Below are 16,044 nucleotides of genomic sequence, written 5' to 3'. Positions count from 1 at the left end.
TCCGATGTCATCATCCGTATTTTCCAGAGTTGCGTGCTGCATGGGCGACTGACGCGTGCCGTCCGGCGCGCAGCGAGGCCGGCGCTTTGCCTGACGCGCTGTCTTTTCGGAAGTCGGGAGCATGCATCTTGCGTCTGTACTTGCCTGGTCTACGCCGCTGTGGGGGGCTGCTACTGGTGTTGAGCGTGGGGACGACGCCCGCGCGAAGTGCGCCGGTCGATGCCTTCGCCGGTGCCGACGGTGAGCCCGGACGGTCTGCCGTGCCGGCAATCACCGTGCAACAAACGCCGAAGTCCGGCGCCGAACCCAAGTCGTTCTTCTTCGATATTCCTGCGCAGCCACTGGCCGATGCCCTGCAACGTTACGCCATGATCTCCGGCCGTCCCGCTCTCTTTAGCAGTGCTCAGGTGGCCGGCCTCACCTCATCGCCCGTACACGGCGAGCTTCCGGCCGACACCGCGCTGGAGCGTTTGCTGACGGGCTCGGGGCTCACCGTCCAGCGCGCCCGGACGGGTCCCGCAGAAGCGTTCGTACTCAAGGCGTCGACGACCGAGTCGTCGTCGCCGAGCTACGACGCGCCGGCCACTGCCTATGCCGGCCGGGTGCAGGCGGGCGTCTGGGCTGCGCTTTGTGCCAATACGCTCACCCGGCCGGGGCAATACCGAACGCTGCTGCGTTTCGAGATCGATGCGACGGGGACTCTGCGTCAGGCCCGTCTACTGACATCGACCGGAGAGCGCAGGCGCGATGCTGCTGTGCTCGGGGTGCTGGCAACTGTGCGCATTGACGGCGCGCCGCCTCCGGATCTGGCGCAACCGCTGACGATGGTGTTGCTGCCACGCGACCCTGACCACGCCGACGCATCCCCCGTTTGCCGGTCGCAGGGCAAGGACGGTCATTCATGACCGAGAATGTCAGACCCCTGCCCGAGTACCTCACCCGGCACTACCACAATCTGAAGCGCCGTCTCACACGCCTGCTCGGCAACAGCGATCTGGCGGGCGACGCCTTGCACGACGCCTGGGTCAAGCTGCAAACGCAGGAGCCGGGAGCGAGCGAGACGGTACAGAGCCCGGGCAGTTATCTGGTACGTGTGGCCGTCAATATCGCGCTCGACGCACAGCGCAAGCAAAGCCGTTCGCTTTCGTTCGACGAGGTCGATACGTTGATGCATCTGTCGGACACGGCGCCCGGCCCCGCACGCGTTGCGGAAGATCGGTCGGAACTCGATGCCCTCATGCAATTGATGGAGCGGCTGCCTGAACGGCGTCGTCAGGTGCTGTTACTGGTTCGATGGGAAGGATTGCCTCAAAAAGCCGTGGCCGAGCGCCTGGGGGTTTCGCTGCGCGTTGTCGAGAACGAGTTGCGCCGTGCACACGATTTTCTGGACGAGAAACTGAAAGCCAAAAAATAATTGAGGGATTTGAGGGGTGCCGTTCGTCCACACATTGGCGGCATCCGGAGATGCGCAGTTCCGCGACATCGATACCGCTAAATTGCCTGCCTTTGGCATGGCGCCCATTTTGACGCAATGAATACACGCGACACTCATTCAGCCTCCTCTTCGGACGACCTGCAACGGCAGGCGCGCGTCTGGCTGCGGCTGCTGGATTCCGGTGACGTGACCGAAGTCGATGCACAAGCCTTTCGTCGCTGGCTCGACACGAGCGCCGATCACAAGGCGGCCTTCAACACAGTGAAGCACCGCTGGGCGACACTGCGCACGGCAAGCGGCATGTATGCCGATCGGCATCCGAATGCGATTCCGGCACCGGCGCCCGCTCGTCCTGCACGGCGGCAACCCTCGGCGGGGCGTCGTGCGTTCATCGGCGGCGCGGTGGCAGTAGGGGCGGCGGCGGCCGTCGCAGGGTTCTATCCGGACGTGTTTCGCCGCACCCTGCCGGACCCATGGGGGGGCGACGAACGTACCGCCGTGGGCGAGCAACGCACGCTGACGCTGGCGGCACAGACCGTTGTCACGCTCAACACGCAGACCCGCATCCGGCAAAGCGTGCACAACGGCAAAACGGTGAGCATGACGCTGCTCTCTGGCGAGGCCGCCGTCGATCTGGGGGGGGTGGCCGAACCGTTTACGATGTCCGCGGGCGCGGGCAGCGCTCGCGCGCATGACGGACGCTTCGAAGTGCGGTATCTCGATGGCAAAGCTTGTGTCACGTGCATCGACGGCTCGGTGCAGGTCTCCCATCCGGCAGGCAAGCGCGCCTTGCAGGCGCGTCAGCAGGTGGCCTACAACGACCACGTGATTAGCGATGTCGGCAACGTCAATGCACAAGCGGTGAGCGCATGGCGCCGAGGCGAACTGGTGTTCGACCAGATTCGCCTTGTCGATGTCGTCGCCGAGATCAATCGCTATCGCGCCGGGCGCGTCGTGCTCGTGAGCGAGGCCGCCCGAAATCAGCGGGTAACGGGACGTTTCCGCATCGCTTCGCTCGACGCCGCGCTATCACAACTGGAGAGCACATTCGATCTGAATGCCAGGTCATTGCCGGGAGGACTGCTGATTCTGAGCTGACGGTCTCTTGTGCGGAAGTGCCGCCATCTGGCTGCGTGCAGCACGCAGCGTTGATCGATTCGACGACGGCATTTCGCAGGTATCGATGATCGGGAAATAGTTGAGGGTTTTCGCAATACCCATTCGTCTTAGCGACTCGGGAAGCCAACACAACGCCAAAAGCGGCGATGTGCACGTTTCCGACGGGACGCCAATGGCGAGTTTGCCGGGAACGATCAACTATTAGCGAGGATTCGGGCATGAGCATGCGTGGACGCGAAGGGGCAACGGCAATGCAGAGCAGCGGTTGCAGAAACGGCATAGGACGTAAGCGCCGTTCACGCAGGGTGGCCCCCGTTGCTCAGGCAATCACGCTGCTTCTCACCACGATGGGGGCAGCGCATGCGCAACAGGCGTTCAGCAACGCATGGTTTGCCGCCCGCGGTGCCGCACAGGCAACGGCGTCGCAAACGGGGCGTCTGCCGAACGGCATGCCGGTCACGTCGCTGATGGACCCCACGGCGCAGCAGCAACAGGCCAACGCGCAGTTGCAGCGCTCGATTGCGAACCTGAGTTCGGCCGCACAGAACATCGCGGCAATGCAGGCCGCACAAGCCAATGCGCGCGCGGCAGCGGCGAGCAGCGATACGACCATCCCCGATGGCCTGACCGAAGGCGGCCTGAAGGTCGACACGAACAGCCTGACCAAGGGCTGGATCAACGCTCAAGCGCCGACGCAGACGAGCGCCAACGGCAAGACCCACGTCAACATCCAGCAAACGGCCAATAAGGCAATCCTGAACTGGGAGACGTTCAACGTCGGGCGCAACACGTCGGTGAACTTCGCACAGCAAAGCGACTGGGCGGTGCTGAATCGTGTGAACGATCCGCAAGCGCGTCCGAGCCAGATTCAGGGGCAGATTCACGGCGACGGCACCGTACTGGTCCTGAACCGTAACGGTGTGATCTTCGGCGGCACGAGTCAGGTCGATACGCGCAATCTGGTGGTCGCGGCGGCTCGCATGAGCGACGCGCAGTTTCAGATGAACGGGATCTACGGCGCGAACGGCACGACGCCGACGTTCACCGATGCGCTGGGCAAGGTCGAAGTGCAGGCGGGGGCGAATATCACGACGCGCACGCCGACGTCGGTGACGCAAGGCGGTGGCTACGTGCTGCTGCTGGGCAATCAGGTGAGCAACGCGGGGACGATCGTCGCACCGCAAGGACAGGTGGCGTTGGCCGCAGGCGACAGCTTCGTGATACGCAAGGGCGTGGGCACGGACGCGAACACGCCGTCGACCACCCGCGGTAACGAAGTGTCGCCGCAGTTCGTGGCACAGAGTACGGCGGGCAAGGTGGTGAACAGCGGCTTGCTGATGTCCCCGGAAGGCGACATCACGCTAGCGGGCCGCGACGTGCAGCAGTTGGGCACGGCGGTGTCGACCACGACGGTGAACACACGCGGCACGATTCACCTGCTGAACTCGGCGAGCGACACGCTGGGCAAGGTGACGTTGGGCAGTGGTGCGCTGACGTCGGTGCTCATCAGCGACAACGGGGCGACGGCGCTCGACAGCCAACGTGCCGCGTTGATGCAGGATTCCGCAAAACAGGACAGCCTGCGCGCCGGCATGTCGTCCGGACTGTTCGACAACTTGTCGAGACTCTCGGATCGTCGCGATCAATCGCGCGTCGAGATCGTGAGCGGCGGTAATGTCGAGTTTCAGGGCAATTCGCTCACGCTCGCGACCGGTGGCCAACTGGCGGTGAGCGCCACGGGTCGCAGTTTCGTGGCAAACGGGGCACAACTGGATGTTTCAGGCGCGGTCGGCGTGTCGCTGTCGATGGACAGCAACAACGTCAAGATCAACGTGCAAGGCAACGAGCAGCGCGACGCACCGGGCAACCGCGACAACACGGCACTGAACAATGCGAACGTCTACATCGACCGCCGGCGTCTGATCTACGTTCCGGCGTCCGTGGGGGGCTACGCGAACGAGCGTTGGTACACCGCCGGAGGTTTGCTGGAAGTTGGTGGCTATCTGGCCAATCAGACGCACGGCATTGGCGAGTGGGCCGCGCAGGGCGGCACTGTGACCATTGGCGGCAACGAGGTGGTGACGCAGAAGGGGGCGCTCATCAACCTGTCGGGCGGCTCGCTCAATGTGCAGACGGGCTATCTGAATCATACGTGGCTCAAGGGCGTAGACGGTCAGCTCTACAACGTCAACACTGCGCCATCGAACGTGCTCTATACGGGTGTCTATAACGGCTTCGAGGTGGAGCACCGGCGTTGGGGCAAGAACCTGACCGAGTCGTACGCCAGCCCGCTCATCGCGCCTACGCGCGTGCTGCAAAACGGCTACACGGTCGGGCGCGACGCGGGCCGGCTGTCGATCTCGGCACCGACGGCCGTGCTCGAGGGCGATGTGGTCGCCAACGTCTACACCGGCCCGGTGCAGACGCAGGCACGTCCGTCCGGGCTCACCGACGGCTACACCCTCAGCCAGTTCGCCGTACCGCGTGCCGGTTCGCTTACGCTTGGCCAGTACACGGGCGTGGGCCGCACAGGGGCCTTCGCGACGGATGTCGTGATCGGCGACATCAACGACATCACCAACGGGATGAGTGTGGGCGACACGCTCACGGATACCCGCAAGAACACAGTGTGGCTCGATGCCTCACGATTGAATCAGACACGCTTCGGCGAGATCGATCTGGTGACGGCCGGTACCATCGGCGTGCGCTCCGATCTTCAACTCGACAACGGCGGACGTCTGGCGCTGTCGGCGCCTTCCGTCGACGTGATGGCCAACCTCTTCGCGCCAAGCGGCACGGTCGCGATTGCCAATCAGTTCCTCAAAGCTGGCGATCAGTATGCCACCGTACTGCTCCCGGCCGACGGTGCCGTGCACCTGACGCTGGCGCCCGGCTACCGCATCAGCACACGCGGCGTCTGGGTGAACGCCGCGCTCGACCCGGATACCACGTCGCAGGTCACCTATCTCAACGGCGGCAGCGTCACATTCGATTCGACTGGCGACCTGACCATCGGCAGCGGCAGTGTGATTGATGTGTCCTCGGGCGGCGCTATTCTTGCGGGCGGCAAGACGAAGGGCGGCACGGGCGGTAACGTGACCCTGATCGCGGGCGACGGTATCGTCGGCAAGAGCGTCGGCACGCTGACCTTCGACGGCACCGTGGTGGCCTACGGCGTGAACGGCGGCGGCACGTTGACGCTGTCCACCCCCGACAGCATCCTGATCGGCAATAGCGCCGGTGTAGCGGGCGGTACGCTTGCGGCAGGCACGCCAGCCCCGGTGTCGGTGAAGCTCGCCCAGACGCTGACCATCCCCGCAGGGACGCCGTTACCGATGGATCTCGTTGAAAAGCACACGACGATGGTCTACGACACGCCGTTACAGGTCGACGTCACGATGTCTGCGGTGCCGGTCGGCGCGACGCTGATGGATTGGATCGTGCCGACGGGGCTCATTCTCAAGTCGAAGGACTTCAACAACCAGGACGTCTACTACTTCGCCGGAGATACGCTTCCGGCAGGGACGGTTCTCTCCGGTTGGGGCGGCAACGGAGTGTTCCTGAAGGGTACGGTCGTGCCGTCGAACGTCTTCCCGAACGGCGTACCGGTCAATCCCTATCAGTTCGTCTTTGCCGCAGGCTCGGTGGTGTCGGTGCCGAAGACCTACGACGTGGGGGCCATCCTGCCTGCAGGCACGTCGCTCGCGCAGACGATCGCCGTCACGCCAGTGCCGACCTTCAACACGGGCACATCGGGCAGCGGGAGTTCGCTGTTCAACGCGGGCTTCGCCAACTACGACATCAATGGCGGACACGGCGTGCGCGTCGACAACGGCGTGGCCCTCGCGCCGGTCATGCCCGTCTACCGCTTCACGGCCGACAGTATGAAGGCCGTGACCGGCAGCGATCCGTCGAAAGCGTTGGCTCTGTGGACGCCGCCGCTGTTCGCGGAAAACCCGCAGACCGATACGATCTCGCAACGCGCGGGCGCGAGCATCGCGCTGCGCTCGCTGACCAAGGACGAACAAGGCAATCCGTCGGGGGGCACCGTCGCCATCGCACCGGGGGCGTCGATCACGGTCGATCCGGGACAGAGCATCACGCTCGACGGCTTCGGTCAGATCACGGTCGACGGCGCATTGAACGCACGTGCGGGCAAGATCAATCTCATCGGCGACGCCGATGGCGCGTTCCCCACGTCGCGCAACTTCGACGAGAACGGCGTCGTTCGCGGCACCTCGCTCTGGCTCGGCCCGAACGCGAAGCTCGATGTCTCGGGACTCGGCTATACCGCACTTGACACCAATGGACGCACCTACGGCACCGTGTTCGACGGCGGCACGATCAACCTGAGTGGCGGTACGTCGTTCGTCGTGATTCGTCCGGGGGCGGAGCTCAATGCCGATGGCGCTAGCGTGCTGGTCGACACAGCAACGGTGACGGGCCAACCGGCCAACGCCAGCGGCCGTATGTCGCGCGTGTCCAACGGCGGCGCGATTGCCGTGAGTTCCTTCGCAGGCAGCTATCTCGACGGAAATCTGCACGCGTTCTCCGGCGGCGCCGGTGCCTCTGGCGGCGACCTGTCCGTGTCGATGCTCACGCCGTTCTACCCGGATCAGGCGGGTCTGATACCAAGCAGCGTGCTTGTGCCGAGCACACTCACGGTGACGCAGTCGCGCCCGGAGGCCCCCGACCTGAGCGGCCCGGGTGCACCGGTCGCGGCGTTGCCCCTGGGCCGCACGAGCGTGAGCGCCGACATGGTCAAGGGCGGCGGCTTCAGCTCGCTCTCGCTAACGTCAGGCGATTACATGATGTTCAAGGGCGACGTATCGCTCGCCCTCGACAAGAGCCTCAAGCTCAACGCCAACGCCTATACCTCCGGCGAGCAGTTGGTGGCGGGTGACGATCCGGCCGCGAAGGCTACCGGCAATACGGTGCGTCTGGCGGCCCCGTATGTCCTGCTGAGCGGCACGCGCGTTGCGCCGCCGGACGGGGTACGCAGCGGTTCGATCGCGAATCCCGGCGCCTCGGGGCGTCCGACGACGGCGACGTTCGAGATCGATGCCAACCTCATCGACGTGCAAGGGCCGGTGATCTTCTCGTCGTACAGCAGCTATTACGACTCGGTGAACTACGTCAACGTCGATACGTCGTCGCCAGGCTTCCGTAACACGCGCCTCGTCAGCCAGGGCGACATTCGCTTCCTGCCGACGCCCTCGATGCAGCAGGGCACCACGTTGATCACCTCGTGGGATATGGACCTTGACGCCGCACAGGTGTATCCGACCACCGGTGCGGTGGCGAACATCGTCGCGGGGCAGCAGCGCAACAGCGACTTCGCGGGCACGCTGACCCTCGGGCGCACCACGGCTGTCACACCCGACGCACCGCTGTCCGTCTTCGGCATGCTGTTCCTGTCGGCCCCGAACGTGCGTCAGGGGGGCGTATTGCGTGCGCCGTTCGGCAAGCTGCTGATCGGCCCGACGACGGCCGCGCTGCAAGGCGCGAGTGTCTACACCAAGGACATCGAGTTCCTGCCCGGCAGTCTGACGTCCGTGGCAATGGACGGCATGACCGTGCCCTATGGCGGAACTGTCGACGGTGTGACCTACACGTACAACGGTACGGCGCTTGCCCCGCTCATCGGCAACGGCATCGGGCTCACCTATACCGCAGGCGGCTCGGGCATTTCGCTCGAAGGGCTAACGATGCGCGTCGACAGCGGAGCGGTGCTCGACCTGTCGGGCGGCGGCACGATTGCGGGGGCAGGCTTCGTCTCGGGGCGCGGCGGCTCTGTCAACGTGCTCAACACGCCGCTGGTGAACGCTAACCCGACGATGAAGCTCAGTAAAGCGAGCGACAAGGTGTATGCCATCGTGCCGGGCTACACGTCGGCCTACGCCCCCATCGCCGCAGAGAATGGCGCGGGCGATCCTGCGGTGGGGCAACGCGTCACGATCGGTGACGGCGTGCCCGGCCTGCCCGCAGGGACGTACACGCTGCTGCCGTCGAACTACGCGTTGTTGCCGGGTGCGTACCGCGTCGAAATCGGCGGCACCGGACAGCACCTGCCTGCGCTTGCGACGGCTGCCGGTAATGGCACGTATCTGGTGTCCGGTTACACGAGCATCGCCAACACATCTGCACGCAGCCAGTTGCCCTCGACCGTGCTCGTCACGCCCGGCACGGCGGTGCGCAAGTACTCGCAGTACAACGAGCAGAGCTACGCCGACTTCATGACCGCGCAGATCCGGCAGTTCGGCGGCCTGGCGCCCATGCTGCCCCGCGACGGCAAGGGGCTCGGGTTCACCTTCGACGTGCCGTATGCGCCGGACCCGATGCCGTCGACGAGTGTGCTGTCATTCAACGGCAAGGCACTGTTCCAGCCTGCGGCCGGTGGTGTCGCGGGGCAGGTGGCCGTGCTCAACATCGGCGAGATTACGACGGGCGATGTGACGCCGGGCTTCAATGGGCTGTCGGTCAATGCCGCGTCCCTGAACGCCATTGGTGCGCCGCGACTGAGTATCAACGGCACGGTTGGCCCGATCGATGGCGTCTTCGTGTTTCAAACGAGCCCTCAGGCGAACGATCTCTACGTGCGTGACGGTGTGACGCTGAGCGCGGGGGAAATCTACCTCGTCGGCAACAACCTGAACATTGGCAACGGCGTGACGCTGACGACGATCGGGCGCGGTCCGGCGACCTTCGATACCGCCTCGACCGGCATGCTGTTTTCCCCGGGGACTGCGACCGTGTTGGGGTTGTCCAACGGTGACATCCAGTTCCTCGGATCGTCGCAGAGCGCCGGATCGATCAACATCGGTGCAGGCTCGGGCCTGTATGCCGAGGGAACGCTGGCATTCGCCACCAACGGCGCGTCGAACATTGACGACAGCGCGCGCTTCGGCGCACGCAATATTGCGCTGGCAGTGGGCACTTTGAACGTGGGTGATGCCGCGCAAGTCGCGGCCGCAGGTAATCCGGCGGGCGTGGTGTTCAACCAATCGGTACTCAACACGCTGCTGCAAGGCGACCCGACGCACGGTGCGCCCGCGTTGCAACGGCTCACGCTGAGCACCGCGAACTCGATCAACCTGTTCGGCAGCAACGGTCTCGATACGCGCGGGACGGGCGTCAATCTGGTGCTCAATGCCTCGGCCATCTACGGCGTCGGTGCCGTGGGCGATCAGGCGGTCGTGGCGGCCGATCGCATCACGTGGAACGGTGTGCAAGGTGTCGGTGCACCGGCGATTGCCGCCGGTGGCCCGGGCACCGGGAATGGGTCACTGCAATTCATCGCGAAGGAGATCGATCTCGGTCATGTCGAGACGCTCGACACATCCAACGTCACGCGCACGATCTACGGTTTCAACGACATCAACTTCGCTGCGAGCGACAGGGTCGTCTCGGCCGGACGCGGCGCGCTGTACGTCTATCAGGCACCCGGCACGCAAGCGGGCGACGTCTTCGGCCAGAGCGGCACGGGCGGCAATCTCACGCTCACCACGCCGCTGCTCACCGGTGCGGCGAAGTCGATCATGAACTACACGGCGGGCGGCACGCTGAGCGTTGTCGCGCCGGCGGGCGCGGCACCGGCTACGGCAACGACGACCGTCGCTGGCGCCGAGATCGATCTGTCCGGCAACAACGTGAATCTCGGCAGCACGGTGCTCCTGCCGAGCGGCAAGCTGGCGGTCGACGCGGCGAACGACATCGTGCTCGACGGCATCAGCCGCATCGACCTGAGCGGCCAGCCGACGGTGATCCAGACGGCGACGGCGTATGGCTTCGGCGGCACCGCAAGCTTCAGGAGCGCGCAAGGCAACCTCCGTCAATTGGCGGGATCGGTCGTCGACGTGTCGGCGAAGCAGGCCGATGCGGGCACCGTGTCGTTCGACGCGGCCAAGGGGACGCTGTCGTTGGGCGGCAGCCTGCTGGGCAAGGCCGACGACGGCTTCACCAGCGGGGCGTTCGGCGCCACGGCCGGCACCTTCGCGGACTTCGGCGGACTGAACGCGTTGCTCACACAGGGGGGCTTCTTCGCGTCGCGCAGTTTCGATCAGAAGCTTGGCGATCTGGTGGTCGGCAATGGCGTGAAGGCGCACAGCATCGGCATCTCGGCCGACGGCGGCACGCTGACGGTGAACGGCAGCGTCGACGCGTCGGGCGCCGCACCGGGCACCATTCGTCTGTCGGGCGGCAACGGACTGACGCTCGGCAGCAGCGCCGTGCTCGACGCACACGGCACGATTTTGCAGGTCGACAGCTACGGAGCGCCCATCGAAGCGAAGAATCGCGGGCATGTCGAACTCACGGCTGCCGGTGGCACGCTCACACTCGCGCCGGGGGCCGCCATTGACGTGAGCACGCCGGGTGCGAAGCACTACGGCGACATCATTCTGAATGCCATGCGCACGGCGGAGACGTCGGGCGATATCGCGATCGACGCCGCAGGTCCGCTGACGATTCGCGGTGCCGACAGCGTGGCGCTGAACGGTGTGTGGACGTACACACTGCCGTCGGGCAGTGTCATCACGCAGAGCACGATGGACGGCTACGACGCCGCGAGCACCGCATTCATCGACACTGCGACGGGCAACGGCGCGCTGACGGCGCGCACGGCGGGTCTTGCAGCCTACGGCAACGTGTATCACCTGCGCCCCGGCGTGCAGATCGCTTCGCTGGGCGACCTCGCAACCTCGGGCGACATCGATCTCGCGAAATACCGCTACGGCTCGGGGGCTGACCGCAATCCGTCGTCGGCAACGTACGGCGCAGGCGAGCCGATGGCGCTCGTGTTGCGTGCCGGCGGCAATCTGAGGGTCGACGGCAGCATTTCAGATGGCTTTATGGGCACGGCGGCGGGAGCGCCGGTCTTCTCGGCGGTGACGCCCACGACGTTCTCGACGGATACGGCGCACTTCGCAAAGCAGGGCTCGTTACTTTGGAGGTTGCTCCCGAGCAACGTGATGGAAGTGAGCGACTCCGCCGGTTGGGTTGTGCCTACGCTGAATACGGGAGGTGCCCTGCCGGCACCGTTCCGGCCGATGTCGGCCGACGGTACGACTTATGCCACCGGAGCGGTGATTCCTTACGGCACGAAATTGACCAAGTTGTACGTACCCGTGGGGGCCGAAACGTCGGCGGCGAACAGTCTGAAGCTTCAGACGGACCCCGGTTCGCCCGCCGCCTCGGCCACATCTGCACGCGCCACCATGCTCGCGCCCGGCATGCGCTCGGCGTCGCTGCGCCTGGTGGCCGGTGCCGATCTGGCGGGCGCCGACCAACGCGCGTTGCTGCCGGTGGCGGCGCTGGGCGGCAGCGGCAATCTCACGCTGAGCGATAGCGTCTACGACCCGTCGCAGACCGGCACGTTCTTCAGTGTGCTGCGTACCGGCACGGGCGGCCTCGACCTGCTCGCCGGGGGCAGCTTCAGCGAAGCGACGCCGTATGGCGTCTATACGGCAGGCACGCAGGCGGCGCCGATTCTGGCTGCTGACGGCCACAATCCGTACAACCTGCCCGGCATTGCGACCGGCAACCTGCTTCAGGCCTGGTACACGGAGCACGGCGGCGATCTGTTGCTTCAGGCGCAGCAGGACGTGACCGGCAACATCCAGATGACGAACAACCCGCTGCGCTACGTGAACAGTAATCTGGTGGGGAACTGGCTGAACCGGCAGGGCGGTGGCGGCGCAACAACGGATCCGACCGCGTGGTCGATCAACTTCGGCTCGCTCGCGAAGACGGACGCTTACACGACCGGCCTGCAACTCATTGGCTTCCAGGGCATCGGTACGCTGGGCGGCGGCAACCTGACGGTGATTGCCGGTCGAGACGCGGGCGTCACCTCGGCAACGGCGGGGGGGCTCGTCTCAACGGGCCTTGATCTTGCCGTGGCATCGACAGGCCGGGTGCTCGCCGACGGCTCACTCGTGCAGACCGGCGGCGGTGATCTCACGCTCAAGGTCGGCGGCATGCTCAACGGGGCGCCCCCGATAGCCGCCGCCGGCTTCCTCCGAGACTACTACGGTTCGCTGAGCGCATTGCGCGGCAATACGTCGGTGAATGCCGGTTCGGTCGGCAGCATCGCCGTGGAGACGGGCGGCGTCAACTGGACCACGTACGATCCGCGCGCTTCCGATCCCAACGCGATCAAGCTGACGTCGCGAACCAAGGGGCCGACCGTGCTGACCGGCGACGGTATCGCGAACGTTACCGCGCGAGGGGATCTGGTACTCGGCGGGGCGGGCGACGCGGGCATGTCGATTCTCACCGATATCGCAGGGGGGTATTACACGAATGCATCGGGCGCCGTGACGAAGAGCGGCTTCACGAAGTTCAGTCTGTGGACGCCGTCCACGGCGCTCAACCTCCTCTCGGCCGGTGGTGACGTTGCGCCCTTGTCGGGGGCCAGCGGCAGCGACAGGCAGAACGCGCTGGGCTTCTATCCGGGCAGCCTGAGCGTTGCGTCGCTCAACGGCGACATCCGGTTCGGCGACGGTTCGATCGAGCTGATGCCGTCGCCGGTCGGGCAACTTCGGGTGCTCTCGGCCGGGTCGATCTATGGCGGCGGCCTGTCGATTGCGATGTCGGGCGCCGACTACGCGAGCGTCGCGACGCCGGGCCATCCGTTCTTCGCTTCGTTGGACGGCTTCAGCCTTACGACACTGACGAACGCCTCCATCAACGCCGGAACACGCATCAATTCGGCCAGTCCCCTCGCGTTTGGCGAGGACTATCCGTCGGGCAATCTGCACGCGCAGGATGCGACGCCCGCCCAGATCTATGCGGGCATCGACATCGACGATTTGCAGATCGGAATGTCGGTCATCCGCAACCGGACGGCATCAAGCGGATTCATCCCGGATCACGGCATCTGGTACGTTGCCGCCAAGCCGTTCGAGGTCATCGCGGGCCGCGACATTGTGGGCACGGGCACTGTGCCGAGTACGTTCCTCAATCAATCTGCCAGCGACGTCTCGCTGATGCAGGCCGGGCGCGACATCATCTATCAGTCGGCGAGCATCGTCGGCCCCGGATTGCTTCAGGTGCAGGCGGGCCGCAACGTCTATCAGGGCTACTACGGCCAGTTGCAGAGCATTGGCGACGTGACGCATCCGGCCAACGCCAACGGCGGGGCGGGGGTTTCGGTGCTTGCGGGCGTGGGGGCCAATGGCCCGGACTACACGCGATTCGCACGCCTGTACTTCGATCCGGCGAACCAACTGGCGAGCGGTGCACCGCTGGCCGACAGCGGCAAGGTCGTGCATGCCTATGGCGACGAACTCGTCACGTGGCTCCAGAGCCGCTTCGGTTACCAGGGCGCGCCGTCGGACGCACTCGCGTACTTCCTCGCATTGCCGCAGAAACAGCAAGGGGTGTTCGTGCGTGACGTCTACTTCAAGGAGTTGCTGCTGGGCGGGCGCGAGTACAACGACGCCACCAGTCCGCGTTATGGCAGCTATCTGCGCGGCCGCGAAGCCATCGCGACGTTGTTCCCGACGAGCGACGCGCAGGGCAAGCCGATCACGTACGACGGCGCGATCACGCTGTTCAGCAGCGTGACCGGATCGACCACCGTCAACGGCAAGCCGGTTCCCGTGACGACCGACGCCACGGTGAGCACCAACTTCGGCGGCGCCATCCAAATGCTGAACCCGGGCGGACGCACGCTTGTCGGCGTGGAAGGGGTGACGCCGGGGGCGAACGCGGGCGTCGTCACGCAGGGCGAAGGCGACATTCAACTCTATAGCCGGGACAGCATTTTGCTGGGCCTGTCGCGCGTGATGACGACCTTCGGTGGCAGCATTCAGGCGTGGTCGGCGCAGGGCGATATCAACGCCGGCCGTGGCGCAAAGACGACCGTACTCTATACGCCGCCCAAGCGCGTGTACGACGACAGCGGGAACGTGACGTTGTCGCCATCGGTCCCGTCGAGCGGCGCCGGCATTGCCACGCTCGCGCCGTTGCCGGAAGTGCCGCCGGGTGATGTCGACCTCGTGGCGCCGCTGGGCACGATCGATGCGGGCGAGGCGGGGGTGCGGGTGTCGGGGAACGTCAACTTTGCCGCGCTCGCCGTCGTGAACGCCGCGAACGTGCAGGTGCAGGGCAAGTCGACGGGCCTGCCGGTGATTGCGGCAGTCAACGTCGGTGCGCTCACCAACGCAAGTGCAACGGCCGCGCAGGCGGCTTCGGCCGCGCAGGATGCGGTGGCACGTGAGCGTGTCGCACAACGCCAGAACACGCCGTCGATTTTCTCGGTACGGATGTTGAGCACGGGGGCCGGCGCTAACGACGGCACAGGGGGCAGCGACACGCCACCCGCATCTCGCGTGCGAGGCACGCTTGGCTATGACCCATCGAGCCTTCTCCAACTGGTGGGCAGCGGCAACCACGTCGATCCACGTCAGCTTGCGCGGCTTACCGATGAGGAGCGTCGCGCGTTGAACACGCATTGAGCCGGCATGGGGCGGCGCCGCCGGGAAAGAACGGTGGCGCCGCCGATGGTTTCCGTGTCCACGGGCGGTGGGGGCATCCGTCGGCGCCTGTGATCACGACATCCGATCATTGCCGCGGTCCCGCCATTCGCGCAACCATGTCGCGAGATCTGTGACCGGCATGCCCAGTTTGTCGTTGAGTGTCTGGTTTTTCGGCCAGGCAACGCCATCGTTCCGCGCGAAGGCAACCCGGTACTTGCGCATCACGTCGTCGGGATGCGCCGCCGCATCGGCTTTCAGTTGCGGCACGCGCCAGAGTTCCCGTTTGAAGGGACGGCCAAGCACGGTCTCCAACGTGTCGGCGAGTTCGCGATAGGTGAACGTGTCGCCCGCCAGATACACGACCTTGTCATCGAAGGATGGCCGGGACGACGCGATCAGGGCGGTCAATCGGCCGATGTCGTGCGGCGTCGTGACGGTCAGCTTGTAGTCCCAGTCACCCAGTGCGTGCACGGTGTCCTGTTCGAGGTCCACCAGACCAAATGCCGGCAAAATGACGAAACTGGTGAACATCCCGGTCGACACAATCGTCCAGCGTACTTTGTCCTGATTGCGCAACATCTCGCGCACGTCCAATTGCTCATCCCAGACATCCTGGCCGCTGCCCCGGCCGACGACGTCGTAATCCACGCCGAATTGCCAGGGGATGTAGTGAGCAACCCCTGCGGCCAACACGGCAGCGGTGATCTTGCGTTGAGTGCCGAGGCCACCGACGAAGCCGGTGCAGCAGATGATCTGGTCGAATGCAGAGAAGACGGTGGCCAGCGCTTCCTCGCTGGCGGCGGCGAGGTCCACCTCGGCAACGTCGATTCGAAGCTGGCGCATCATGGCGACGGAGGCGGCGTTGGCACCCGGGCGCAGCAGAACGCAGACGGAGGTCACTTGGCCTGCATCGCGAAGTCTGGCGAGTTCGCGTAACACGCTCGCACCGAGTTCCCCTGCACCGAGCACGAGGGTGGGGCCTTTCGGCGGGATTTGATTGGGCATTTG

The 16,044-nt window shown here is 65.3% G+C and carries 5 protein-coding genes; 4 read left to right on the top strand and 1 reads right to left on the bottom strand.

Features of this window, described 5'->3' with window-relative positions:
- The first annotated feature begins 185 nt into the window (after window positions 1-185).
- From PCO31110_RS10605 to PCO31110_RS10590, 4 genes are all read left to right on the top strand, one after another.
- Complete coding sequence (locus PCO31110_RS10605) at window positions 186-905, top strand: secretin and TonB N-terminal domain-containing protein (RefSeq protein WP_150690384.1); 720 nt, start codon at window positions 186-188, stop codon at window positions 903-905.
- On the top strand, window positions 902-1,414 hold the full coding sequence (locus PCO31110_RS10600; protein ID WP_010804649.1) for an RNA polymerase sigma factor: 513 nt from the start codon (window positions 902-904) through the stop codon (window positions 1,412-1,414). The genes PCO31110_RS10605 and PCO31110_RS10600 overlap by 4 nt, the downstream gene beginning before the upstream one ends.
- A 117-nt stretch (window positions 1,415-1,531) precedes the next feature.
- Window positions 1,532-2,533, top strand: coding sequence for a FecR family protein (locus PCO31110_RS10595; protein WP_150690383.1), 1,002 nt, complete (start codon window positions 1,532-1,534; stop codon window positions 2,531-2,533).
- A gap of 239 nt (window positions 2,534-2,772) precedes the next feature.
- Window positions 2,773-15,015, top strand: coding sequence for a filamentous hemagglutinin family protein (locus PCO31110_RS10590; RefSeq protein WP_174979474.1), 12,243 nt, complete (start codon window positions 2,773-2,775; stop codon window positions 15,013-15,015).
- Window positions 15,016-15,108: 93 nt separating this feature from the next.
- Here the strand turns inward: PCO31110_RS10590 and PCO31110_RS10585 are convergent, their stop codons facing one another.
- Window positions 15,109-16,041: an aromatic alcohol reductase gene (locus tag PCO31110_RS10585; RefSeq protein ID WP_010806339.1), complete on the bottom strand. Its 933-nt coding sequence runs from the start codon at window positions 16,039-16,041 to the stop codon at window positions 15,109-15,111.
- Window positions 16,042-16,044: the final 3 nt, after the last annotated feature.

The organism is Pandoraea communis, assembly GCF_902459745.1.
Lineage (GTDB): Bacteria > Pseudomonadota > Gammaproteobacteria > Burkholderiales > Burkholderiaceae > Pandoraea > Pandoraea communis.
This window is presented reverse-complemented; position numbering and strand designations above follow the sequence as displayed.